Annotated in this window: 17 protein-coding genes and 5 pseudogenes; 10 read left to right on the top strand and 12 right to left on the bottom strand. The window is 60.1% G+C overall.

Translation table 11 applies throughout. The features are described 5' to 3' along the window. Positions 1 to 84: 84 nt before the first annotated feature. Both istA and V5279_RS46280 read left to right on the top strand, forming a co-directional pair. Entirely contained in the window at positions 85 to 1,617 is a 1,533-nt protein-coding gene (istA, locus tag V5279_RS46285; protein WP_422389058.1) for an IS21 family transposase, read from the top strand. Next, positions 1,614 to 1,961, top strand: a pseudogene (locus V5279_RS46280) (ATP-binding protein); the annotation flags it as partial. The gene istA and the pseudogene V5279_RS46280, both read left to right, overlap by 4 nt. Before the next feature lie 34 nt (positions 1,962 to 1,995). Here the strand turns inward: V5279_RS46280 and V5279_RS46275 are convergent. Together V5279_RS46275 and V5279_RS46270 are read right to left on the bottom strand one after the other, a co-directional pair. Further along, the gene (locus tag V5279_RS46275; protein ID WP_173640842.1) at positions 1,996 to 4,065 is read right to left on the bottom strand and encodes a recombinase family protein; all 2,070 of its coding nucleotides are present in this window, start codon (positions 4,063 to 4,065) and stop codon (positions 1,996 to 1,998) included. Next, complete coding sequence (locus V5279_RS46270; RefSeq protein ID WP_207835012.1) at positions 4,046 to 4,234, bottom strand: hypothetical protein; 189 nt, start codon at positions 4,232 to 4,234, stop codon at positions 4,046 to 4,048. The genes V5279_RS46275 and V5279_RS46270 overlap by 20 nt, the downstream gene beginning before the upstream one ends. A gap of 306 nt (positions 4,235 to 4,540) precedes the next feature. Here V5279_RS46270 and V5279_RS46265 point away from each other — a divergent pair. Next, positions 4,541 to 5,044: pseudogene (locus tag V5279_RS46265) on the top strand (ATP-binding protein); the annotation flags it as partial. A 118-nt stretch (positions 5,045 to 5,162) separates the two neighbouring features. Here the strand turns inward: V5279_RS46265 and V5279_RS46260 are convergent. After that, positions 5,163 to 6,269 (bottom strand): annotated as a pseudogene (locus V5279_RS46260) (recombinase family protein); the annotation flags it as partial. On the opposite strand from V5279_RS46260, the gene V5279_RS46255 reads away from it, so the two are divergent. Then, on the top strand, positions 6,259 to 6,528 hold the full coding sequence (locus tag V5279_RS46255) for a hypothetical protein (RefSeq protein WP_338702130.1): 270 nt from the start codon (positions 6,259 to 6,261) through the stop codon (positions 6,526 to 6,528). The pseudogene V5279_RS46260 and the gene V5279_RS46255 sit on opposite strands and share 11 nt — an antisense overlap. Before the next feature lie 77 nt (positions 6,529 to 6,605). Here the strand turns inward: V5279_RS46255 and V5279_RS46250 are convergent, their stop codons facing one another. Further along, the gene (locus V5279_RS46250) at positions 6,606 to 6,815 is read right to left on the bottom strand and encodes a transposase (protein WP_234633927.1); all 210 of its coding nucleotides are present in this window, start codon (positions 6,813 to 6,815) and stop codon (positions 6,606 to 6,608) included. Positions 6,816 to 7,478: 663 nt separating this feature from the next. Here V5279_RS46250 and V5279_RS46245 point away from each other — a divergent pair. Further along, positions 7,479 to 7,700 carry a hypothetical protein gene (locus V5279_RS46245; protein ID WP_176396401.1) on the top strand — a complete coding sequence of 74 codons (222 nt, stop codon included), beginning with the start codon at positions 7,479 to 7,481 and terminating at the stop codon, positions 7,698 to 7,700. Between the two features lie 169 nt (positions 7,701 to 7,869). On the opposite strand, the gene V5279_RS46240 is transcribed toward V5279_RS46245, so the two are convergent. The 5 genes from V5279_RS46240 to V5279_RS46220 form a co-directional block, all read right to left on the bottom strand. After that, positions 7,870 to 8,118 (bottom strand): hypothetical protein, encoded by a 249-nt coding sequence (locus V5279_RS46240; protein ID WP_224944555.1) that lies wholly within the window; start codon positions 8,116 to 8,118, stop codon positions 7,870 to 7,872. Then, complete coding sequence (locus tag V5279_RS46235) at positions 8,073 to 8,741, bottom strand: hypothetical protein (RefSeq protein WP_224944558.1); 669 nt, start codon at positions 8,739 to 8,741, stop codon at positions 8,073 to 8,075. The genes V5279_RS46240 and V5279_RS46235 overlap by 46 nt, the downstream gene beginning before the upstream one ends. Before the next feature lie 15 nt (positions 8,742 to 8,756). Then, positions 8,757 to 9,020: a hypothetical protein gene (locus V5279_RS46230; protein ID WP_338702123.1), complete on the bottom strand. Its 264-nt coding sequence runs from the start codon at positions 9,018 to 9,020 to the stop codon at positions 8,757 to 8,759. Positions 9,021 to 9,076: 56 nt separating this feature from the next. Then, positions 9,077 to 9,490 carry a hypothetical protein gene (locus V5279_RS46225; RefSeq protein WP_338702121.1) on the bottom strand — a complete coding sequence of 138 codons (414 nt, stop codon included), beginning with the start codon at positions 9,488 to 9,490 and terminating at the stop codon, positions 9,077 to 9,079. Positions 9,491 to 9,563: 73 nt separating this feature from the next. Beyond that, positions 9,564 to 9,758 (bottom strand): cold-shock protein, encoded by a 195-nt coding sequence (locus V5279_RS46220; protein ID WP_371821856.1) that lies wholly within the window; start codon positions 9,756 to 9,758, stop codon positions 9,564 to 9,566. A gap of 424 nt (positions 9,759 to 10,182) precedes the next feature. Between V5279_RS46220 and V5279_RS46215 the strand changes: the two are divergent. After that, a pseudogene (locus tag V5279_RS46215) lies at positions 10,183 to 11,517 on the top strand (IS1182 family transposase). 76 nt (positions 11,518 to 11,593) lie between these two features. Here the strand turns inward: V5279_RS46215 and V5279_RS46210 are convergent. The 3 genes and pseudogenes from V5279_RS46210 to V5279_RS46200 form a co-directional block, all read right to left on the bottom strand. Further along, a pseudogene (locus V5279_RS46210) lies at positions 11,594 to 12,930 on the bottom strand (IS701 family transposase). Positions 12,931 to 13,345: 415 nt separating this feature from the next. Continuing rightward, a complete protein-coding gene (locus tag V5279_RS46205; RefSeq protein WP_338702119.1) occupies positions 13,346 to 14,572 on the bottom strand; it encodes an IS91 family transposase in 1,227 nt (408 codons plus the stop codon). Between the two features lie 20 nt (positions 14,573 to 14,592). Then, positions 14,593 to 15,453, bottom strand: a complete 861-nt coding sequence (locus tag V5279_RS46200) for a tyrosine-type recombinase/integrase (RefSeq protein ID WP_338702117.1) — start codon at positions 15,451 to 15,453, stop codon at positions 14,593 to 14,595. A 2,987-nt stretch (positions 15,454 to 18,440) separates the two neighbouring features. On the opposite strand from V5279_RS46200, the gene V5279_RS46190 reads away from it, so the two are divergent. The 4 genes from V5279_RS46190 (at position 18,441) to V5279_RS46175 (ending at position 20,880) form a co-directional block, all read left to right on the top strand. Further along, complete coding sequence (locus V5279_RS46190; protein WP_176396395.1) at positions 18,441 to 19,061, top strand: phasin family protein; 621 nt, start codon at positions 18,441 to 18,443, stop codon at positions 19,059 to 19,061. A gap of 203 nt (positions 19,062 to 19,264) precedes the next feature. Then, a complete protein-coding gene (locus V5279_RS46185) occupies positions 19,265 to 19,495 on the top strand; it encodes a hypothetical protein (RefSeq protein ID WP_224944563.1) in 231 nt (76 codons plus the stop codon). A gap of 285 nt (positions 19,496 to 19,780) precedes the next feature. Next, the gene (locus V5279_RS46180) at positions 19,781 to 20,041 is read left to right on the top strand and encodes a hypothetical protein (RefSeq protein ID WP_176396394.1); all 261 of its coding nucleotides are present in this window, start codon (positions 19,781 to 19,783) and stop codon (positions 20,039 to 20,041) included. A gap of 626 nt (positions 20,042 to 20,667) precedes the next feature. Further along, the gene (locus V5279_RS46175) at positions 20,668 to 20,880 is read left to right on the top strand and encodes a hypothetical protein (RefSeq protein WP_207841036.1); all 213 of its coding nucleotides are present in this window, start codon (positions 20,668 to 20,670) and stop codon (positions 20,878 to 20,880) included. The last annotated feature ends 1,026 nt before the right edge of the window (positions 20,881 to 21,906 follow it).

Here is a 21,906-nt window from a genome sequence, read left to right as displayed (position 1 = left end):
CGTCGCGCGTTTTTGGACCCGTCTGGCGGCCGGGTGCGGCTGGTGCAAGCTGTTGATTCGTCTCGACAAGAGGGAATCGATGCCTTGCCTGGCCTCCACATCACCGACCACCAGATGAGGCTGTACATGACGTACCGACTGACACTGTCCCCCGAGGCCGCCGCGGCCAAGGCGGGGTTCTCGAAGGCAAGCGCGTATCGAATCGAGGGCGATTGTCGCCCGCCATCGCAGAAGAAGACGCCGAGGGGCCGGCGCCGGTCCGATCCGCTCGGGCAGTATTGGGACGCCGAGATCGTTCCGATCCTGAAGGCTGCGCCCGGCATCCGCGTGATCGGCGTGCTGGACGAGCTGCGCCGACGGCATCATGACTTGAACCCGAACATCCGCCGCACGCTGGAGCGGCGCATCAACGCCTGGCGGGCGCTCAACGGCCCCGAACAGGACGTGATCTTCCGCCAGCAGCACGAGCCCGGCCGCCTGGGTCTGTCCGACTTCACCGACGTGAGCGCGCTCGGTATTACCATCGCGGGTGAGCCGCTCGATCACCGGCTCTATCACTTCCGGTTGGCGTTCTCCGGCTTCGAGCATGTCCATGTCGTGCTCGGCGGCGAAAGCTTCGTCGCCCTGGCGGAGGGCTTGCAGAACGCGCTGTGGGCGCTTGGCGGCGTGCCGCGGGAGCATCGCAGCGACAGCCTGTCGGCAGCATTCCGCAATCTGGCCGCCGACGCACGGGGGGATCTGACGCAGCGCTACGCCGGGCTGATGGGCCACTATGGCATGGCGCCAACGCGCAACAATGCGGGCATCGCACATGAGAACGGCTCGATCGAGAGCGCGCACGGCCATCTCAAGCGGGCACTGGAAGATGCGCTGTTGCTGCGGGGGACGCGCGAGTTCGCCAGTCTCGATGCGTACCGGGCTTTTGTCGACGAGATTGTCGGCCGGCGCAACGCCAACCTCGCCAAGCCGATCGCGCTCGAGAAGGAGGCCTTGGCGCCGCTGCCAAAAGGCCGCACGACCGACTTCGAGGAGAAAGTGATCCCGGTGACGTCGTCAGGCGGCTTCATCCTGCGGCGCGTATTCTACACCGTGCCTTCAAGATTGATCGGCCATCGCCTGCGTGTGCGCATCTTCGACGACCGGCTCGAATGCTTCCTTGGCGTCACGCCGGTCGTGACGCTGCGGCGCGGTCGGCCTGTGTCCGAGAGCCAGGGCGGTCATGTTGTGGATTACCGGCACGTCATCCATGCCCTGCGGCGCAAGCCGATGGCGCTCCTCAATCTCGTTTATCGCGACCAACTCTTCCCGCGTGCAGCTTACAAACGTCTGTTCGAGACCTTGCGGGAGCATGGTGATGACCGGCGCGCCTGCAAGGTGACGGTCGAGCTTCTGGCGCTGGCTCACGAGCGCGCCTGCGAAGCAGAACTCGCCGAGGTGATCGCGATGGATCTGGACGCCGGACAGTTACCCGATCTTGCCGCGCTGCGCGACCGCTTCCGACCCGAGGCGGCCTCGATCCCGCGTGTCGCCGTCAAGCTGGCGCCGCTCGACGTCTACGATGAACTCGCCTCCGTCAGCGTCATGTCGGGCCGCTCGAACCTGGGAGAGGCAGCATGACCGGTATCGCTACCTCCGTCGATGCTGCCCGTGTCGAGCTGCTTCTCAATGAGCTCCGCCTGCCGGGCGTCAAGGCGATCTGGCCGAAGCTCGCCGCACAGTCGGACAAGGAAGGGTGGCCTGCCGCCCGCTTCCTCGCCGCCCTTGCCGAGCACGAGGCGGCCGATCGCACCCGCCGTCGGATCGAGCGACACATGGTGGAAGCGCGTTTGCCCGCCGGCAAGACGCTCGCCACCTTCGACTTCGAAAGCGTGCCGATGCTATCAAAGGCACAGGCGATGGCGCTCGCCGCTGGCGACGCCTGGTTGAAGGCCGGCGCCAATTTGCTCTTGTTCGGTCCACCCGAGTCCGATTCATACTGCTCACCTCGCTATGCCGTTATAGTTCAAGCTCTCTTTGGCGCAGATCGTCGGACGGCGGCCGCCGGAAGCGTCGCGCCTGCGCGGCCTTCTTGACCTCGGGTTGCTCCAGATCAAGCGCTTTGATCACCCAAGGTGCGCCTTTGCACAGCTGGTGCGCAGGTAAGCTCTGCTCCGCGATCAGACGGTGAACCGTCGATGGGCTGACCTGCAAGGCTGCGGCGGCTTCATCCAGAGTGATTTCTCCTCTCTCCTTGCGTTCGCCCTCTCGGTAGGGCGCGATAGCCTGCTGGTTGCGCAAGTGGCAAACGCGGGCGCGGGTCCAATTGTTACCCCGCCCCGTCGACTTGCCGGCCCGGTTGAGGACTGCCGCGATCGTGTTGTCGGGCATCTGCCGTGCCAGAACACGCACGAGATCGATGGCATCCGCGGACGTCCTCCAGCGGTGTTGACCCGTACGGTTCTTCCTGGTCTTCAGTGCTGTATGATCGCCGCCCTGCCAGTGGATGACAAGCTCGATCGCCTCATCGTGGACGCGCACAACGATCTCGCGGATCACAGTTCGGATGATCCGCTTGCGCGTCGCAGGCGTCGCCCCAGGGCTGTTCCAGGCTCGCTCCAAATCGGAGCCAAGCGCGAGTAACCGCTCGCGATCCGCCTCGCTCAGAGTCGTCTCCGGCTTGGCTAAAAACGCCCCGCGCTCATCCTCGAGCGCGCGGACAGCCAGCAGGCGTTCATTCCAACGCCGCTCCAACTCGCCAGCTACCAAGCGATGGTCGGGATCGACGGCCTCATAGTGCCGACGAGCACGAGTGGCCTCATAGCGCGCTTGCTCCAGAGCCAGTTCAAGTTGGCGCAGCTTCTCGGCGTGCTCACGGCCGCGAGCCTCCATGGCAGCCAGCGCAGCCTTGACACCGAGCGGCTGCAAACGTGCGATGACTTCCGCGCTGATTGCGCGATCCACGCGCAGGCCGCCGAATGAGATGCACGGATCTCCGCCATGGTTGATCTGGCTACCGCGGCAATGATAACGCCCAACAGTGCCGTGCGTGCCACTGTAGGCAACGTGAAGTTTGCGACCGCAGTGACCGCAACGAAGGAGCCCTGCAAGAAGGGCCTCGCCGCAGCGGACCGAGCCACGACTCATGAAGCTCTTCCCATTGGCGTTATCGGTGATCAAGCGCTGATTCCTCTCGAACTCCGCCCACGTAATGTAGCCCTCATGGTGATCCTTGATCAAAACTTCCCAGTCGCTGCGCTCCCGCCGGAAGCCCCGCACGATCCTCTTGCGGCCGGCCTCGATCGTCACCCGACTGCCCGAGCGCCCGAAGGCGTAGGCGCCAGCATAGATGGGATTGGTAAGGATGTGATAGATCGTATTGTAGACTGGTAACTTCCACTCGACGTGGCGACCCTCGGGGCCATGGCTGACCGCGGGCAAAGTGATTCGTTCTTGCCGTAACCACAGGTGGACCTGGCGAAGTGTCTGCATCTCAGCAAACCTGGTGAACACGAGTGCGAGCGCCTCCTGAATGCGCCGATCAGGGTCCTTCTCGATCCGATCGTGGGAGACTTTGAGATAACCGATTGCAACGTTGAGGAAGAGCTCCCCCCTGCGGGCCTTCTGCTTCAAGGCTTCAAGCGAGCGCTGCCGAAAGATAGACAGCTCCATCTCGCTCATTGTGCCCTTCATGCCGAGCAGAAGGCGATCATTGGGGTGGCGCGGATCATAGACGCCGTCCTCATCGGCGATCAGTGTTCCGACGAGCCCGCAGAACTCCAGGAGCGTATGCCAATCCCTGCCGTTGCGGGCCAGCCGAGAGGCCTCAATCGAGACCACAGCGCCAACTCGCCCTTCGCAAATGGCGGCAAGCAGCTTCTCGAACCCGGGACGCGTGGTGCCGCCACCAGAGCGACCGAGATCATCGTCGATCACGACCACCTCGCTCCAGCCCAGCTGCCGCGCACGGTCGGCCAAGCCGTACTGGCGGCGCTGGCTCTCTCGGTTGTTGATAACCTGGTCGGCCGTCGACTGACGAACGTACACGACGGCCTGGCGAGCAAGGTGCTCAGGCGTGATCTTGCTCACCGCTGTCCTCCCGGTTCACGTCGTTTGCGTCGACCGCGCTGTCGGTGAGTGCTTCGGTCAGAAGCTCCTTCAACAGCTCCAACATTTGCTGGTGGGCTTCGATTGGAATGCTGCTGTATTTTGGAGGGCTCCCGAAAAGATCCCCCTGACGACGTGATGCGTCCGCCATGACCGCCTCCTCGCGATTGGGACGATTCCCTGGGAGAGGAGGCTAAGACCGCGTCGGCAAGAACGCGCGCCTCCAGCAGACGATCCACCGGAAGCCGCGGATCAGCCGTCAGTCGGAAGGAAGCGGCGGCGGGGGCCGTCATCCATGCCGGCAGAAGCGTTAACGTCGCATCAGGTTGTCTGATAACAAAATGCGTCTCACTCCCGAGCCGCTTGCGGGCGACAACGACGACTAACGCTCCACATCGCGGATGAAATGGGTAGAGGATCTCAACCTCAGATCCCAGACACCCGGCATTATGACGCTGGCCCGCCGGGCGGCGGCAAGACCCATCTCGGCACGGCGATCGGCCTGGCTCTCGTCGAGAACGGTTGGCGCGTTCTCTTCGCGCGCACCACTGATCTGGTGCAACGGCTGCAGGTCGCGCGGCGCGAGCTGGCGCTGGAGTCCGCGATCGCCAAACTCGATCGCTATGACCTCCTGATCCTCGACGACATCACATATGTGAGCAAGGATCAGGCGGAAACCAGTGTGCTGTTCGAGTTGATCGCCGCCCGCTACGAACGACGCTCGCTGCTGATCACGGCCAATCAGCCATTTGGCGAATGGGGGCGTATCTTCCCGGACCAGGCAATGACGTTGGCTGCCATCGATCGTTTGGTCCACCACGCCACGATCCTCGAGATGAACGTCGAAAGTTACCGTCGAAAAGTTGCCCTCGATCGCAAGCGCGGTCCAGGCCGGCCACCTGTTCACACGACCCCCAACGAACTCGACAAGACTGTGATTGACGCTGGCAGCGCCGCTTGATTGTCGCGCAGCGTCAATCAACGCTTGCCAAGTAGGCGGCCAGCGTCAATTATCTCCTGACTCGGCCGCCTCGTCTCATCTTGATTGACGCGCCGCTCTCATCCTGATTGTCGCGCTATAGGCCAGCGCCGACATGGGCGTCATCGCCGCGGCATTGATAACGATGGGCATTCCCCTTGGCCTGGCCGTAGAACACACGCATCATCCGCCCGCAATGGCCGCACCGCATCAATCCGGTCAGAAGTGCGCGTCCCCCGCGCGCCGATTTTCGCGAGCAGTTCTTCTTCATGTGGGCGTTTTCCAGCAGCAGCCTCTGATTGTCCTCATACTCCTGCCAGCTGACATAGCCGGGATGATTGTCGCGCAGGAGAACATTCCATTCCTCCCGCGGCTTTTTGAACCCGCTGACCTTGCGGGCGCGACCGTCCACGATCCGTGTCTTCTGGGCGATTCGGCCAAACGCATAGGCGCCAGCATAGAGCGGATTGTGCAGGATCTGCATCACCGTGTGATAGGCCGGCGCCTTCCAGCTGAGCTTGTAGATTTGAACGTTTTTTAGAACCACAGGCATTTTGATGTCGGCAGCACGCAGCCAAAGAAAGACCTGCCGGGCGCTACCGAGCTCGCGGAACTTCGTGAAGACGAGTCGAACCAATCCCGCCACATGTTCGTCGGGATCCATTTCGATCTTGCCGAGTTCACTCCAACAAAATCCAGGTGGAAGCATGAAGCGGTACTCGCCGCGCTTGGCCTTAGAGTCCCGAGCGGCGATTCCACGTTGGCGAAGCAGGCTCAGCTCATACTCCGACATCGTTCCCTTCAGTCCGAGAAGCAGGCGGTCGTTGACAAGCCGCGGATCATAGGCGCCGTCGGGATCAATGACCAACGCGCCCGCGAGGGCGCATAGGTCGATCAAGTGATGCCAGTCGCGTCCATTGCGCGCCAGCCGCGACGCCTCAATGCAATAAACGGCACCGACGTTACCCGAACAAACCATCGCCACAAGCCGCTCAAATCCGGGCCGTTGAGTGCTGCCAGAGCCTGAGCGGCCAAGATCATCGTCAATTACCGCCACCGACTTAAATCCGGCGGTTTCCGCGGCCTGCGCCAAGTCATATTGCCGCCGCTGGCTTTCGAGATTCCCCATAACTTGGGACATTGTCGATTGGCGAACATAGACGACGGCGGCGCGGTCGAGGTGATCACGTGTGGTCTTGACACTCATGGTCACCTCCCGACATCTGAGCGGGTTCGACGCCAGCCGCTTCCAGCAACAGATCGGCGAGCGCCTCGATCAGACCTTTGGGATTGGCGCCCAGCGGGTTCTGGGGAATCCGAAGACGCAGATCCAGACCCAGTTGCATCGGCTCGCGATATTGGCTTTTTCTCCGCACGTCCTTTCTCCCTCTTCAAAGAAGGACGGGATTGTGCGCCCGACGCCTGAGTCGCGCCCAGAAGCTTCAGAACAGCAGCAAATTCGTTGAGCCCCTCAATACTGACCCACGGCGGTCCAAGCGCCATGCCGGAGCAATAGCTTTTGTCGAACATCCAGTTGGGTACCTCACGAATAAACCCACGGCGTTCCTCCGTGTAGATGCACTTCAAATCCTTGCCGCGTCGGAACGGTGCGACTTGAAGCGTTCGTCCAAAACGGGGAAGCCACGGATATGCAATTGTCGCGCTTCGAAGACTGTATGCAGAATGTCGGGCGTTGGGCTCGTTTCGATCGGAACACGAAGGCTGCGCCGCTGAACGGGTCGAGACGAAGCATCTCCCGCACCTTCGCCGCAAGCCCATCGTGGCCACAGCGGAGTCGATCGGCCACGTCGCGATGTAAATCTTCAGATCGGCACCGGCCGCGCGATTACCTGGTGCCCAGGTGTCCGAGGTGGCGCGCAAGCTCTCATTCCGTCATCACCCAGGTTCCCGCATAGCTCACGCTGCCTGAGCGGCTCAGCGTGGCGCTTACGCCCCATTGCGGAAATGGTCGGTTTTAAGGGCGCGCGCCGTAAACCTTCGTATCGTTCCGTGGCCCCCTTGGATGCCCGACGATTACCTACGTTCAATTGAGTCTCTGATCGCAATCGTCCTAGGCTGCAGCGTTGGAAAAGCGGACAGGCTCATGAAGTAGGAGGTGAAAACGGACGATCGACGAACAGGGACGATAATACCAAGAGGAGACTACAATGCCCAATTGCTCCGATAATCTTGGATCTGGTAGAGCCGCGCGATGCGCAGGTTGTGATGGCACGTGTGGTCTCGTCCGGTACTACTCATGGCGCCCCATTTGTTCCAAGTAGTGTTTCGATCGCTTCAGAACGCGCCGGGCAAGTGACCGCGGTTGGCTACCCTGGCGCCACATCGCCTTAGACCAGGCGCCTGAGAACCGCGCGAGGGCTCTGTGATGTTCCAGACACAAGGAGAGCCGCGTCGCATGACCATTTTCACCGGATTGCTGTTCGAGATGATCTCCTTGTCCTGGGGGCCGATGTGGAGCGCGCTGGCGGTAGGCTATGCGGTGATTGGCTTGGATGGCCAAGTTTATCTGACAGATGCGGGCGCGGAATACCTAGCGTGGGCGGGAGCTTCAGCTTACAACGAGGCAAGGAATACTTACAAACCGCATAGACTTTGCTCCGCGCTGCCCAAACCATGACCGACCGAGCGATTGCGGGTCAGCTTAAAGCCCTAGCTGACGACTACCAGTGGCGAGCTGAGAAAGCGTCGCGTGTTGATGCTGCCAAAGCACTGGTTCGCTCACCTGCCAGCGCTGAACGCGATGCCCGTGGGGTCTCGTGGAGTAACGGCGTGTCTGGGCGTGAGCCTCAGGCCGATGCAAATTTGATTTCGGCGTTTGCGTTGACGATCGGCGGCGCGTTGGGTGCCGGCCTCCCGATGGCGTTCCTGATTATTTGGCTCTGCTCCTGAAATGTCCCTGACAGCGCCGCACCATGCATCACATTGATCTGGCTCGCATAACCATTCTCTGACATGTACATCGCTGCATAACTGCCAGCCAGACGTCCGGTCAGGTCGAACGTGCTGACGATCGGACCGTGGATTTCGTCGAGCATCGGGGCCGGCTTGCTGTCCATCGTGCGAATATACAAGCCACGATATTCGAAGTTATTGCCAGCGGGTTGTTGCCAAAGTCGAAACTTGCCTCGCCGAGAGCCTGCACGTTGCCACGCTGGGTGAATGTGTGATCCTTGCCATAGGCGAACATGACGCCGCGCGCATAGGCGCCGTCCGCATAGACACGGGTCCCGGGCAGGATTGTTATCGAATTGTTTCCGCCATCGACACGGATGCCAGAGCCCCCGGCTCCGCCTGAAAGCAGGTCGGCGCGCTGAACCACGGTGTTGCTACTGCCATAAACGTGCAATCCTAGTCCGAGCGTGGCCGTGTTGTAGGTATTCGCGAGATAGGCGGTGCCGTCAGCGTTACGGGCGAAGAAGGGGTCATCATTCACCAGAGTCTGGCCGTTGCCGTAGATGGAGTAACTGAAGAAATTGCGCTGATCGATGATGTAGCCGAGATCCTGCAACGTTGCGATCTCCGCCTCCATCAGATAGGTGTAGTTCCGGTATCTCTGGTGGCTCATCAAACTGTTCTTATGCTCGGTATGCGACGCGAACGGTATATCCGGCTGACCATTCTCCCTCATCGCTCGCACCGGAATGCCGGGCATGGCCACCGGCTAGCACTTCATTCACATGCTTCCCGGCGAAATAGCCTTGATCGTGCCACAGATCAAAACCTCGTCAGCTGGCGAGTTCGCGCAGCCGGAACAATAAATCGCCTGTCCCGGCTTAGCCTGCTTGCCATTGTCATCGTACAAATGGCTCGTCCAAGCATTTATCGCGTCAGGGAAATACGGTGAGTGTGCAAAATAGGCGAAAATACTACTGCCGATACCGAGCTGATGTGCGCCCTCGTGAAACACAACGGCTGTCAGATTCGCCTGCGGCGTCATCGACAATTGCGATGGGATACATGCCTCGGATGAAACACCCATCTCGCCGATTGTTATCATGCCATGCCATGCGCCCCATAGATCGGTTTGCCCGGATCCTGACCGGTGAGTGCCGCCTGCACCTTGGTGCCGGCACCCTGTATATCGCTGGACGTATGGATAGAGGCATGTGCGTTGTTATCGAGAAACCCGCCGATATTGACACTGGCCGGCGATTGACCATGTACGACCTTGATGATTTCAGCCCAATCCCGAATTGCCGCCAGTGATTGATCTATTTCCCCTCGCGACAGATTGCGCAGTGAAGCCTCAGGCTTCCTAGTTTCACCGCAACAGTAAGGGCCGTCGCCGGTACCGAATATCCGCACCCGCATGAACGGCACACCGTTCGAATCCCTGATATCGTAGGTTTCAATGGCCTGGCCGGGCGTGGCGAGTAACGCGTGAACTGCAACGGCTGTGGCCGTCATTGCGATTTTCTTGGTTTTTAAATCATAAACTTCCAGCTGGGGACTAGTTGTGCATCAGCGTGTTTTTGCTATCTCACTGCGACCGTGTGTGCACGTTGACCGCCCGCGACCTACCGCTGCGGGCGTCATTGGTGACATCGTAGGTTACGCGCGTGCCTTCCTGAGGCTCCGAGCCGAGTGGCAGCGCTTTAATATGCAGGAAGACATCGTCGCCCCCTGAGTCGGGCTTGATGAACCCAAAGCCGCGATCGGCGACCCACTTCGTCACTATTCCTGATTGCCTTGATCTCAACTTCCTTCCCCTCGAAGCTAAGCCGCCTCAGTTGGCGGCTCGGAGTGCTTTTGACCGGAGTCTCTATTGAGATGAGTGAGCTTCAGTGGACAATCCGACAAAGCAGAGGAACTGCAGGCTGTTGGCAAGTAGTGCAGCAAAAACCGAGCCAATCACCTGACGGTCCGCGCAGGCGCAGTAAACTTGACGCACGGCGCAAGGGGCACGCACGGTGGATGCTTTCTGTCTGAAAGCAAGCCAACACTTGTTCGGCGCCCGCCAACGATGTCGCGAGCTCGACATTGCATACGAAGTACGACAACTCGCCGCACGTATGCGTGAGATGAGCAAGGCTCCTAGCTAGGAGCTTGTCTGGATAGTCGCTGTTCAAATCTGGTCGGGTCTGATTCAACATTGGGCGATGAGCAAGTATTTTCGGCCTTGGAACGTCGATCAGACGCTGCTTCTGCCGCCGAATGTGCAGGACTTCGTGCCGAAAGGCCATGTCTCGCGGTTTATGGTTGATCTGGTGCGGGAGAGCCTCGATCTCAGGGAGATCATGGGCAGCTATGTGAGCGGGCTTGGGCAGCCGCCGTTTGATCCGCGGATGATGGTGGCGCTGCTGCTGCATAGCTATGCGAGTGGGCTGTATTCGTCGCGTCGGATTGCCAAGGCCTGCCGGGAGCGGAACGATTTTGTGATGATCGTGGCGCTGGATGCGCCGGATTTTCGGACGATCAGCGACTTTCGCAAGCGACATTTGAAGGCGCTCGGCGCGCTATTCGTGCAGGTTCTGAAGTTGTGCGAGACGGCCGGGCTGGTCAAGCTCGGTCATGTCGCGCTGGATGGTACGAAGATCAAGGCGAACGCGTCGAAACACAAGGCGATGAGTTATGAGCGCATGAAGAAGCGCGAGGCGGAATTGAAGGCCGAGGTCGCTCGCATGCTGGCGGCCGCCGAGGCGGCGGATGCCTCGGAGGATGAGACTTTCGGCAACAGCGACGAACTGCCGGACTGGACCGTCGACAAGCAGAAACTGCTGGCGAAGATCCAGCAAGCGATGGCGGCGCTGGAAGCGGACGCCAAACTGGCGGCGGAGCAAGAGCACCGCATCGAGGCCGAAAAGGAACAGCAGCGCCAGGCCGAAGGCCGCAAGAAGCCGGGCAAACCGGCGGCGCTGCCATCGGAGGAACCCAATCCCAAGGCGCAACGCAACTTCACCGATCCGGAAAGCCGCATCATGAAGTCGAAGGATAGCTTCGTTCAGGCCTATAATGCCCAGGCGGCCCGTCGATGCACATGCCCAGATCATTGTCGCGCAAGAACTGACCCAGCACGGCAGCGATCAGGGCCAGTTGGTGCCCCTGATCGAGGCCATCGAGAGCAATCTTGGCCGCAAGCCGCGGCAGGCCTCAGCGGATTTCGGCTACTGCAGCGAAGCCAATCTCGAAGCGCTCGACACACGCAGCATCGATGGCTATGTCGCGCCCGGACGCGCCAAGCACCCGACAGTAGCGAACGGAAAAGTCGGCGGCCCGCTGACACAGGCCATGCGAAAGAAGATCGACGATGGCGGCTTCGAAACACCCTACCGATTGCGAAAGCAGTGGTGGAGCCGGTGTTCGGACAGATCAAACAGGCAAGAGGCTTCCGCCAGTTCCTGTTGCGGGGCATCGAGAAAGTGCGCGCCGAGTGGACAATGATCTGCACCGTCCATAACCTCCTCAAGCTGTTCAACCTCGCAAACGCAGCCTGAGCCTGCTACTCTACAACAAATGCCCGTCACGAAAACATATCTGGACGGGCTCCTAGCACTACTTTGGCAGATTTATTCACGCCGTTGCTTTTCGCCGATTTGTCTTCTGCAGTACGGGCATCGCTGAGGTCGTGGTCGAACGATGAGTTCGACGATGGTTTGGCGCACGGCCGGCAGGCTCGGTTGAGGCGGAGGACCGCTGATTCTTTGTTTCCGCCCCGCTTGTGCGAGACGGCGATACTGGAGGAATGCGTAAGCGATCATGGTCATAAGAGCATGACGATGGAGGCCTTGCCAGGACCGTCCCTCGAAGTGATCGAGCCCCAGTTCCTCTTTCAACTGCTGATGGGCCTGTTCGCCACTCCATCGGGCTTTGATCGTGGCAGCTAACGTGCGCAGGTCCGTTTTGGTCGGCAGATTGGCGAGATAATACTTCGTCTCTCCCGACGCCCTGTGTTCACCGATGAGCCACGCTTCGTCTCCCGGAAGATGCTGCTGGCCCATGTCCTTGATCCGCTGCGGAGGTCCATCCGCGGTCCGCACGCGAACCGCGGCGAAGCGAGCTTCCAACCTCCCCTTGGTCCCGTTTCGCCAACTCACATTTTGCCACTTGGCATTGGCCAGCATGTCTTCGGCCGCCGTCGACAATACATCGGGAATGTGCCGCTTGCGGGGACGACCTCGACCGGCGACCGGCCAGATCAGTTTAACCCGGACCGGATAAACCTTCTGGTGACGAGGGATACCGACGGCCCAGGCCAGGCCGCGTGTCGTGAGCCCCTGACGGAACGGCGCGCTGAGACCGTATCCAGCATCTGCCAGCACACAGCCAAAGCGAACACCGGCTGCGATCACGCGATCAATCTCGGCCAACGCGATCTCTGGCTTGGTTCGCGCTACGCGATGCTCGACTGGAACACCGGCGCGGTTCAAACGCACCGGATTACTCGTCCAACTCTCGGGAACGAAGAGACGTCATGCCACCATGACCGGCACTTCACCCCGCGCAAGCGTCAGCGACACCAATGTTTGGCAATTGGCCGTCTTGCCGAGAGACGAGGCATATTGCGGAGCGACACCAACCGAACGATCGCCCTTCTTCGGCATCGCGGTGTCGTCGATGACCAGCACCGCATCTTTGCCGCCGACCAGGCGATCGGCCTAAACCAGCAATTCCGACTCCAATGGCGTCGCATCCCAGACGCCATCAGCGATGAAGTGGTGCAACTGGTTATAGTCACCCGGTGCCAGACGCGCCGCCATCCGCTGGATGCTCGTGCGATCGCCTGGTCCAATCAGTCCCGAGATATAAAGCGGACACATCCTTCGCCGAGCCCTGTGACCCAAGCGATCCAGGAATGGCTTGAGCCAGCGTCCAAGCTCGTCTTCCCACTTCGGCGTCGTGTTCACCATGGTCGGCCCTCCAAAAGCCGACCGCCCATGAATCATTGAAAATCCGATTCGGGAATCTGGAGGGTTCTGTGAGGTCGCGCTCACGCGAGGGCGCGGCAGGCGCTTATGACGCGACCTCATTGAAGCCGGATTGAACGAAGGCGCGGGAGGCTATTCGCGGTTTTGCAGCTATGGGGATTGTTCGAGATCGCCATGCCCGATCTGCTGGCTCGGCGCGTGAGGCAGAGACACAGGAGTGCGCATCCTGGAAGAGTTGAGATCAGACGCGCTTCGCCTGAGATCGCGATAGGCCTTTTGCTGCATCGGACGGTTGTTGTCGCGCAGTGTGACAGCACGGATTCGACATCGTCCGCGATGATCGAGACGCTGGGAGCGAAATGACGAATGATGATCGTCGTGCACGACATGACTTGGCTCACGATGTGTCGCATCGGAACGGTGATGTTCGAGGGCTGGGGCGTCTGAAGCTATGTCGAAAGCGCTCAATGATGCGCATGACGCCACCACAATCGGGACCGGCAGGAACCTCGGCCCAGGTTTGAGCCTCCGAATCCACAGGCGACGGCTGGCCATCGTTTGGGGCTGTTCGCTCATGATCGAGAAGTTCGCGGCAAAGGGCGAGCGTGGCAGCGCGATGGCGGTTGGCCATGAAGCCGAAGTGGCGGATGCGGTGGAAGCCGTCAGGCAGCGTATGAAGCAGGAAACGGCGAATGAACTCATCGGGCTTGAGATTCATGATCTTTGTCGCGCTGTTTTGGCGATAGTCCTTCCATGAGAAGGCGACATGATCGTCGTCGAGTGCGACGAGCCGGCTGTTGGCGATCGCGACGCGATGGGTGTAGCGGCCGAGATAGGCCAGGACCTGTGCGGGTCCGCCGAAGGGCCGCTTGGCGTAAACAACCCAGTTGATGCGTCGCATGGCGTCGAGGTGGGCCGCAAAGGCAGCCGGCTCGGCCAGAGCTCCGAGATCGCCGAAGAAACGCAAGGCACCGGAGTTGAAGGCTGCCGACAGACGTTTGAGAAAAAGTGTGCGAAATAGTCTGGACAACGGTTTGACGGCCAGGAAGAAGTTCGGTCGGCAAGCGGTCCAGCGCGCGCCATCGGGCGAGAGGCCGCCACCCGGAACGACGCAATGGACGTGGGGATGATGCATCAGCGTCTGTCCCCAGGTGTGGAGGACGGCGACGCCGCCGATCGCACCGCCGAGCCGGCGTGGATTGGCGGCGAGCGTCGTCATCGCCTCGGCGGCAGCCTTGAACAGGATGGCATAGACGACGGCCTTGTTCTGGAAAGCGATCGCGGCGATCGGTGCGGGAAGTGTAAAGACGACGTGGAAATAGGGAACCGGAAGCAGGTCGGCTTGACGCGCGGCGAGCCACGCGGCTCGGGCTCTCCCCTGACACTTCGGACAGTGCCGATTGCGGCAGGAATTATAGGCAACGCGTGTCGTGCCGCAGTCGTCGCAAGCCTGCATGTGGCCGCCGAGCGCCTCGGTCCGGCACGCAACGATCGCGCTCATCACGCGCCGCTCGACCCGCCCCAGATGACCGGCATGTACACGGCGATAGGCGTCGCCATGCCCGCACAGAATATCGGCAATCTCGATGGCGGGCCTGTTGGAGCGGATGTCGGAGCGGGTCATGACCCGCATCCCGCTGCGGGTCATCCAGGTGGCGTCACCTCCAGCGACAGGCGATCGAGCGGGCTCTGCGTCGCTCGGATCGTATCGGTGGCGACCTGCGTGTAGCGCGCTGTCGACGACAAATTATTGTGCCCGAGCAAGCCCTGGATGATCCGGATATCGGTTCCGTTCTCGAGAAGATGTGTCGCGAAGCTGTGGCGCAGCGTGTGCAGCGTGACGCGCGTGGTCAGGCCCGCAGCCTTCACCGCCGACCGGCAGGCGGCATGCAGCACGGTCTGATCGATCGGATGATCTTCGTCACGACCAGGGAACAGATAAAGCCGCGGCCGGGCGAGCCGCCAGTAGGTGCGCAGGATGCCCAGCAGCTGGGGCGACAGCATCACGTTGCGATCCTTCGCGCCCTTGCCGTGGCGCACCTGGATGACGCCGCGGGCGCTGTCGATGTCTTCGATCCGCAGTCCCGCAACCTCCGAGGCCCTGAGCCCGGCCGCATAGGCGGTGGTGAGCGCGGCGCGGCTCTTCAGGCTCGATACCGCTTCAAGAAACTGAACCACTTCGTCGGCGCTGAGAACGACCGGCAGCTTGCGCGGTTCTCGCGCATAGGGAATGCGCTCTGGGATGAGCGCCTCGCCGAGCGTGACGCCGTAGAAAAACCGTAGCGCACAGACGATCTGGTTCAGCGCCGGCCATGAGATGCCGGTCGAGACCAAATGCACCTGGAAGGCGCGGACGTCTTCCAGCTCTAACCGGTCAGGCGATCGGCCAAAATAGCGGCTGAACTTCGAAACCGCGCTGATGTAGGATCTTTGCGTCGCCGGCGACAGATTGCGGACGGTCATGTCTTCGATCATGCGGCGGCGAAGAGGGCTCAAATCGGCCATCTCGATACTCCTGTCTGAGGGGGTGGGCTCCAACACCCACATCCTCTCAGCCAGGAGGCGATCTATGCCACCTTGCCCCCTACGCCGCGGCAGCGGCTTCGTTCAATCAATTTGTGGCTGCTTGCGAGCAATCTGCCGACCGCTAATATACTAGGTCCCTTCAATGACGGATCGATTGTGAATGCTTCGTTGACGTGCGACTCGGTACCGGCGCTGCAACCCATACAGGATTTCGCGATGCCCATCATCTCGTGAGCATCAGCCAGATTGTGATCCAGGGCCAAGGCTCGCTTGCACTCAGCCACGCCTTGGGTCACCCGCTTCGTAATAAGCGCGCTCGATTGCACAGCCGGTGAGTGTCTCGGTGCGGTCAACAACGTCCCGCAATATGTGACAGTCGAGGGCGCGGGCAAGCCGAGGGTTGGGTGCGAGAGTGAGCAACGCGCCTTCCGACCCAGCATGCTGGCAGTAGAGTTGCCGACGCCATATTGGCTTTTTCCGGTCCCGGTCGTTGCAGGCCGCTGCGGGATGACTGCCGATTGTGCTCGCGAGAAGGTATACTCTGACGATTCGTTCAACCCAGTCGGAGAATGCCAGATGGCCAAAAAGCCACCGTCTACCTCGCCCTTCAAGACCGTACACCCAATCACTTCATCGAAGATCAAGCGCCTTGCAGGCGTTGCGACGGCCACGCCGAGCAAGCTATCGAACAAGCAAACCCAGGAACTCGGAGCATCCGTGCTGCGACACATTGAGCCGAGAGGCGGTAAGGTGAAGTAACAGTATAAGCCCTTTTTCATTTGAGCATTAGCTGGGCCGCGCGGGCCATGTCCGCTCGGTCTACCGCTTTCGGTAGGTTGCAACCCTCGGCGGGGGTGTGCAACCTGCCGGGACTTTGATCCCCGCGGAGAGGCGTACGCCCATGAAGCGAATGTCGGCCCGTGAAGCGATCATCGCTGTCTCCCTCTTGGTCGTCTTCGCGCTTGCGATTTGGTTTGGCGCTATGCCGTGAAGGCCGAGCACGCGGCGATCGGCCTCGATGGCCACACTTCGACCGTCAACGAAAAATAGCCGGCAGGCTCGGATGTATGGTTTGCCGGGTGTCTGAGTCGGCCGCTGTGCCTGCCACTCAGGCGGCTTCACACTCTTGCGGGAGCGGGCGCTCCACCGCGACCGGATCACGGTCGATAATCGTCAAATAGGCGCGCTCGGTCTGATCAGGAGCATATTGCCCTTGCTGCCGATCTCGCAGGATCGGCCAGCTTTACAGAGAAGCGCAGGGCAAATCCCTCCTGCGTCAGTCCGACCTTCTTCCGAATCCTGGCGCATCTGCAGGACATGGTCCCTGCCTACATGTCCGGGCGCGAAGATCTTGCCGAGATCGCCGAGTACATCGCGAAGAAGCGGGAAACGGTGAACGAGACAGAATCCTGCGCAGCGCGTAGGGCGCTTGCCAGCGCGCTACTTTTGGTCGCCATTTTTGCGTCAAGGTTGTGCGGGATTAGAGTCCGATATAATCGCGTCAGAGAGCCTGGGAATGCGTTCCCCGACAAAGTGTCGCCGCGTGGCATTGGAGGTTAGCTATGAAACCACGCGCCGCTGGGGACGGAAATTCGGCAACGTGCTCTCTGACCGCGTCCGCCAGCGCGCTCTCGATCGCGGGCGGACAACATTGGCTCTGGTGCGCTGTCAATCACAATGGCTTCGTTCTCGACGTCTTAATTCACCCGATACTTCTTCTCGATATAAGCTCAAGCACATCTCAATCTGGAAAGTGTGACGAACTGCGCCAAAGCATCGGCCCGCTCAGCGCTCAGCACCGCCGTCGAATCGACCTTGTCTTTTCGACCGCAGCAACTGATTAGGGAGCTTTGGCCTCCACAAAGACCACTATTGCTATTTCTTGACGAGCAAAGGGTGTGCCAACGAAGATTGCGCAGTGAATGCTCAATGGCGATAGAAAAGGTGTGCCTCGCTGGTGCGGGCTTCGATCGCGTCGGCCTTGCGGCAACGGCGCCGACTGAAACAGTGTCGATGACGGCGCCAAAGGGATTTCATCCATGTCTGAGCTGCAGCGAAAGAGTCGCTTGCACGGGTCGATGATTGCGGAGAGGATAAGGTCAACATGACGCCGCCGCGGCCAGGCCTGAGTGCAAGGACCACAACCTGAGTAAGTCGCAAAGCAGACAAAGCCAACACAAATACGGTACGAACTGTCGACTATTGCCTGGCACGAAGAATGCTGACCCTCGACGTGCCGAGGGCACCCTCCCTCAGGCATGGCTACCATCGCAAGTTGAGGCCGTGGCTGGCCAGTGAGGTTAGCGGCGCGTGACATAAGCCAAGGACGGCGTCTGCTCGGCCGATACCGACGGGCGTCTTGTCACGTCGCTGCTAACTTTCAATGCTGCGTAACAGCGTGTTTGTGATCCGCGTAGGATTAGTGCCTCACAGAGAGAACAGATGGATCCGGGCGGCAGGTGAAAATGGCAAGAAAACGCGTGCTGTGGTTCTGTCTCGGCCTCTTGCTGGTCTGTGTGGCTGACTCGGCCCTCAGAAGCAACGGTGTTCGCGCCAACGACAATCCCCTCATCCATAAAGTCAAATCGATCTGGCGAGCGCAGAACGGACAGACCGTCGAACGCATTATCTCGAAGCTCTCGAAAGTAGCGCACTTGGTCCCCCAAACCTGGGGCATTGCTGGAGGAGGATGCTTGACACCTTGCTGGCTCGAAAAAGCAGGTGGATCGAAGTCGGGAGGTCTTGGAGAGAACCGGCCGATGCCAACCTTACTCCCAGTGCTCTCAGGGATAGGAACTTCTCGCAGATCGCAGTGGGAGCAAACCCCGGTTGATAATTGCTGTGGGACGACCGAGCGATTTCGGCAATGCGCGGGCGAGGGAGCGAGATGTCCAATGAGGACAGGCGTACTATGACGCGCCGCTTTCGGAGCCGGCCGAGCGGCAGCGTAGAAGAGGTCCGCTAAAATGAAGCAAATCGCCGCACAAGGAGCCGATCGGAATCATGATGCCAGCGTGAGCATGGCGGAGGTTTGCAACTTGATTGATATCAAACCACGGAGTGATTTAGCAATGAGTCCAGACCAGAGCGAGACACCACGAAAATCCGGCAAGGGCAACCCGAACGCGGATCGGCAGAGCGACGAAACTGCACAGCAGAGGCGGAAATCGGGTCAACAAGAGGGCCCGCCGCCAGATCAATTGCAGCACACGCCGAAGGAGATCGGCGCGCAGTTCGCGTCAACTGACACCTCTTCGACTGACACCTCTTCGAACGGCCGGATCGTATCAGCGGAAACAACGCCGGTCAGCTATCAAGAAATCGCAAAAACCTATGCTGACTATGTCAAAAAATCCTTCGAACACACCAAGTCGTTTTTCGAGAAGTTGGCGGGCGCGCGATCGTTTTACGAAGCTCTTGAGCTTCAAACCGATTTCCTGAAACAGACTCATGAAACTCTCATTGCTGGCTCTCAGAAGATCCATAGGCTCCACGGGGAATTGGCCAAGCAGACGATAATGCGTTTGCAGGGGTTAGGGCCCAAGACAAACCTGCCACGCTCTACAGACGTGCGACCGGGACAGTAATCCTGCGAAACAGCGAGTAACGCAAATCGCGGTTCCGACGATCGTGGCCGGCTTGCGCTGGAAGTCGTACCTTCGCGGCGGATGATCCTGGAAGGACCGGGAGTTTCCGCCAAGCTCAGCGCGCCTCTGCGTTCCGGAGGAAGGCGTTGGAGAGGTGTCATTCGCTTTGCGGCCGCAAGCAGCCTCCTGTCATCGAGAAACCGATGGAAACCCGTTTCGAGCTGGACGTCGTCGTGCGTCAATTGCGCGAACGAGCCAATGAGGTCTCTGCTCAGTTACTATTCGACATTCGCTACGTGCTGCAGATAAAGCCGCGGTTTGGTCCTAAAGTCGAGGATTACCTCAAAGTCAGAGGCAGTCCGGCATCCAAATGCTGCAGATATCCAGGGTTCGCTTTGGAATTCGACAAAGTTGCTGAAGCCCAGCTTCGCTAGGGCGGCGTTGTCGTCCGGGCCATGCACCTATGCAAGCCAGTAGTTGTTGGGACTCGGATTGCCGTGTCAGGCTGTCGAACGCAGCGGGCCGAATTGTGCAGGTTGATCGTGTCCCCGGAGTGCACGCTCCGTCCTCGCGTCTGGAGCTGTGTAGTGCGCGGCGACCTACCGTACCTAGGCTGCGTGATTTTCATGGGCCTGGTCTCCATCGGCATCATAGTAGTCGCAATACTTATGCAATGAGGTGAAGACAACGCCTACTTCGCGTTCCCGGAGCGCAGCAAGATGGACGGTTGGTTAGTGACTGCTGCTGTCTTCAAGGAAGATGGCGACGACGAAGAATTCAGACACGTAGTATACGCGGTTGCCGTCGCTGACCCGGCGGAAGCGGTGAGGATGACGATAGCCGACTGCGGCGCAAGGGCCGGAATGCTTAACTGTCCGCTTCAAAAAGAGCAGTTACAAAAGCTCGGTTTGGAGCCCGGCGAACTGATCGCGATACACGATGGCAATCATCCAATCCCCGCGCCCTCTCGGCGTCATTAGCCACGTCTGGTTTCGTTCAAACGGCGTCGGGTTGACTGCGTGCATGTCTGAAAGTCGCACGAGAAGTGCACCGGGATTGCGCCGTTTACTCTCCGGTCGTCTGGCACGCGCGTTGCTGAGCAGTCTATGGCTTGGCCGCTTATTGATTGACCCTCGTGAGGGCCAGGTCTGTTTGAGGTGCGACGGCGTGCGGGCGGTCGTCAGCAGTCGCCCGCACGCTTTTCCGTCGCGTCGGCCTCACTGTGCTCTGTCGATACCGCGCCGTTTGGCTCTACTTCTGCACGGTGCCGTGGCATGCGAGTTGTTGAGAGGCTTATCGGCTTGGCTGTTTATCTTCACGCAACACGGACCAAGCTTGACGTAGCAAACTCCGCGCGGGCGGTCTCCAAATGCCCGCGCGTTCTTTCGGAGTCGCAGGCCGCGCGGCCGGCCACAGGGGGGCTGTGGAGATTGTTCCGTGACCCGTGATGAGGCTTTAAAGAACGCGATAGAGGCGCTGAAGGGATGGTCCGAAGGAAAGGCCGATACGAGCGTCGTACTTGCCGCGATTGCGGAGCTTATGGCGACCAGGCCGCCACCAAGGCCGCCTTCAAAACCGGAGCTTTCTTCATAAGGAATGTGTTGCAATGGACAGGCTGGAATTTATACCGGCTTTCGAGGCAGCTATTCGCTCCGCCGACCCTGAGAAGCTGGCCGCACTTCGGGAGATCGTCCGCCAGCAAGGAGGCCCGGACGAGTTCGCGAAGACGAGCACAGAGCTTGTACGCAAACATCCGCTTACACTCTTTAGGTCGATCAAGATCATCTGCGACGCGGCGCATCAGGAGCCTCGCTCATGAGAGGGCAAGCCGATGAACGGTAAGCTCGACAATCGCGCTTTGTTCGTTGATGACTTGGTCAGGGTGGCTGCGAGCGATGACAGATAGCAATGACAACATCATCCCGGACGTCGGACCGCCTTCCATCGACCTGACCGGAATTACATGACAGCGGTTCAATTGGCCGCGCACTTCAAGATTACACCTGCAACGATCGTCCGTTGGGCGGAACGGCCCAACTTCCATGCGCGAGCACTTCCGCCGGAGAGGCAGCTTGGCTTGTGACAGACGTGCAAGAATGGAACCGCCAGCGTAAACGCGCATACCGCGCCGCGCTGCGAGCCCAAGAGAAGGCGGTCGAGACGGCCGTGGAGAGAGCTCGTCACCGCCAGCGCTTAATCGCCGCGTTTGCTCGCACATGTCCGCCGCAGGTCGGGCGATCGGCTGTTCCGCTGTCGGGCGCGCCTCTTTCGCGCAAGATGATCGTCCAAGCGGATGGTTCCCTTGCGCCTGCGCCCAGTGAGCAGCATGACCGGCGCACGATGCCCAAAAATAGCCGCTGATCGTACCAGATCGGCGACCACAGAGAGGGCGCACGCAGTTAATCGCATGCGCTACAGTCGATCCACAGCCCAACGCCGCCCGCTTGAAATACATGCGGACGGCGTTGGCTCTAGCCCAGGAGGGTGTATGCAAAATCCTGACTTGGACAAAGTATGGATGAGGGGGCGCGCCTTCGCCATCCGTATGACTCCGGTACTCCCCAATGAGTAGGGGAGCTGTGCCGCGAGGTCTAGGGTCGCGGGCGACTAAGTTACTCCGGCCTCAGCCTATGCCGGGGCGACCCGGACAATGGTAACCGAGTCGAGTGCGGTAATTGATGGATCCGGCGCGGAGATCGCCCCGCATGTCGTTGGTGGCGTGAAGCTCCATGGCTAAGCGTTCGGCGTTTAGGACTTTAGGCGCCGATTCAGCGCTTCAGCCAAGCGTCGTTCGAAATCGGCCTTACGCTCCGCAATGGGGCGATCGAAAACGTTGTCACGGACA

Source organism: Bradyrhizobium sp. 26S5 (assembly GCF_036923295.1).
Lineage (GTDB): Bacteria > Pseudomonadota > Alphaproteobacteria > Rhizobiales > Xanthobacteraceae > Bradyrhizobium > Bradyrhizobium septentrionale.
Note: the sequence above shows the minus strand (reverse complement) of the source record. Positions and strands in the feature narration are given on the sequence as shown.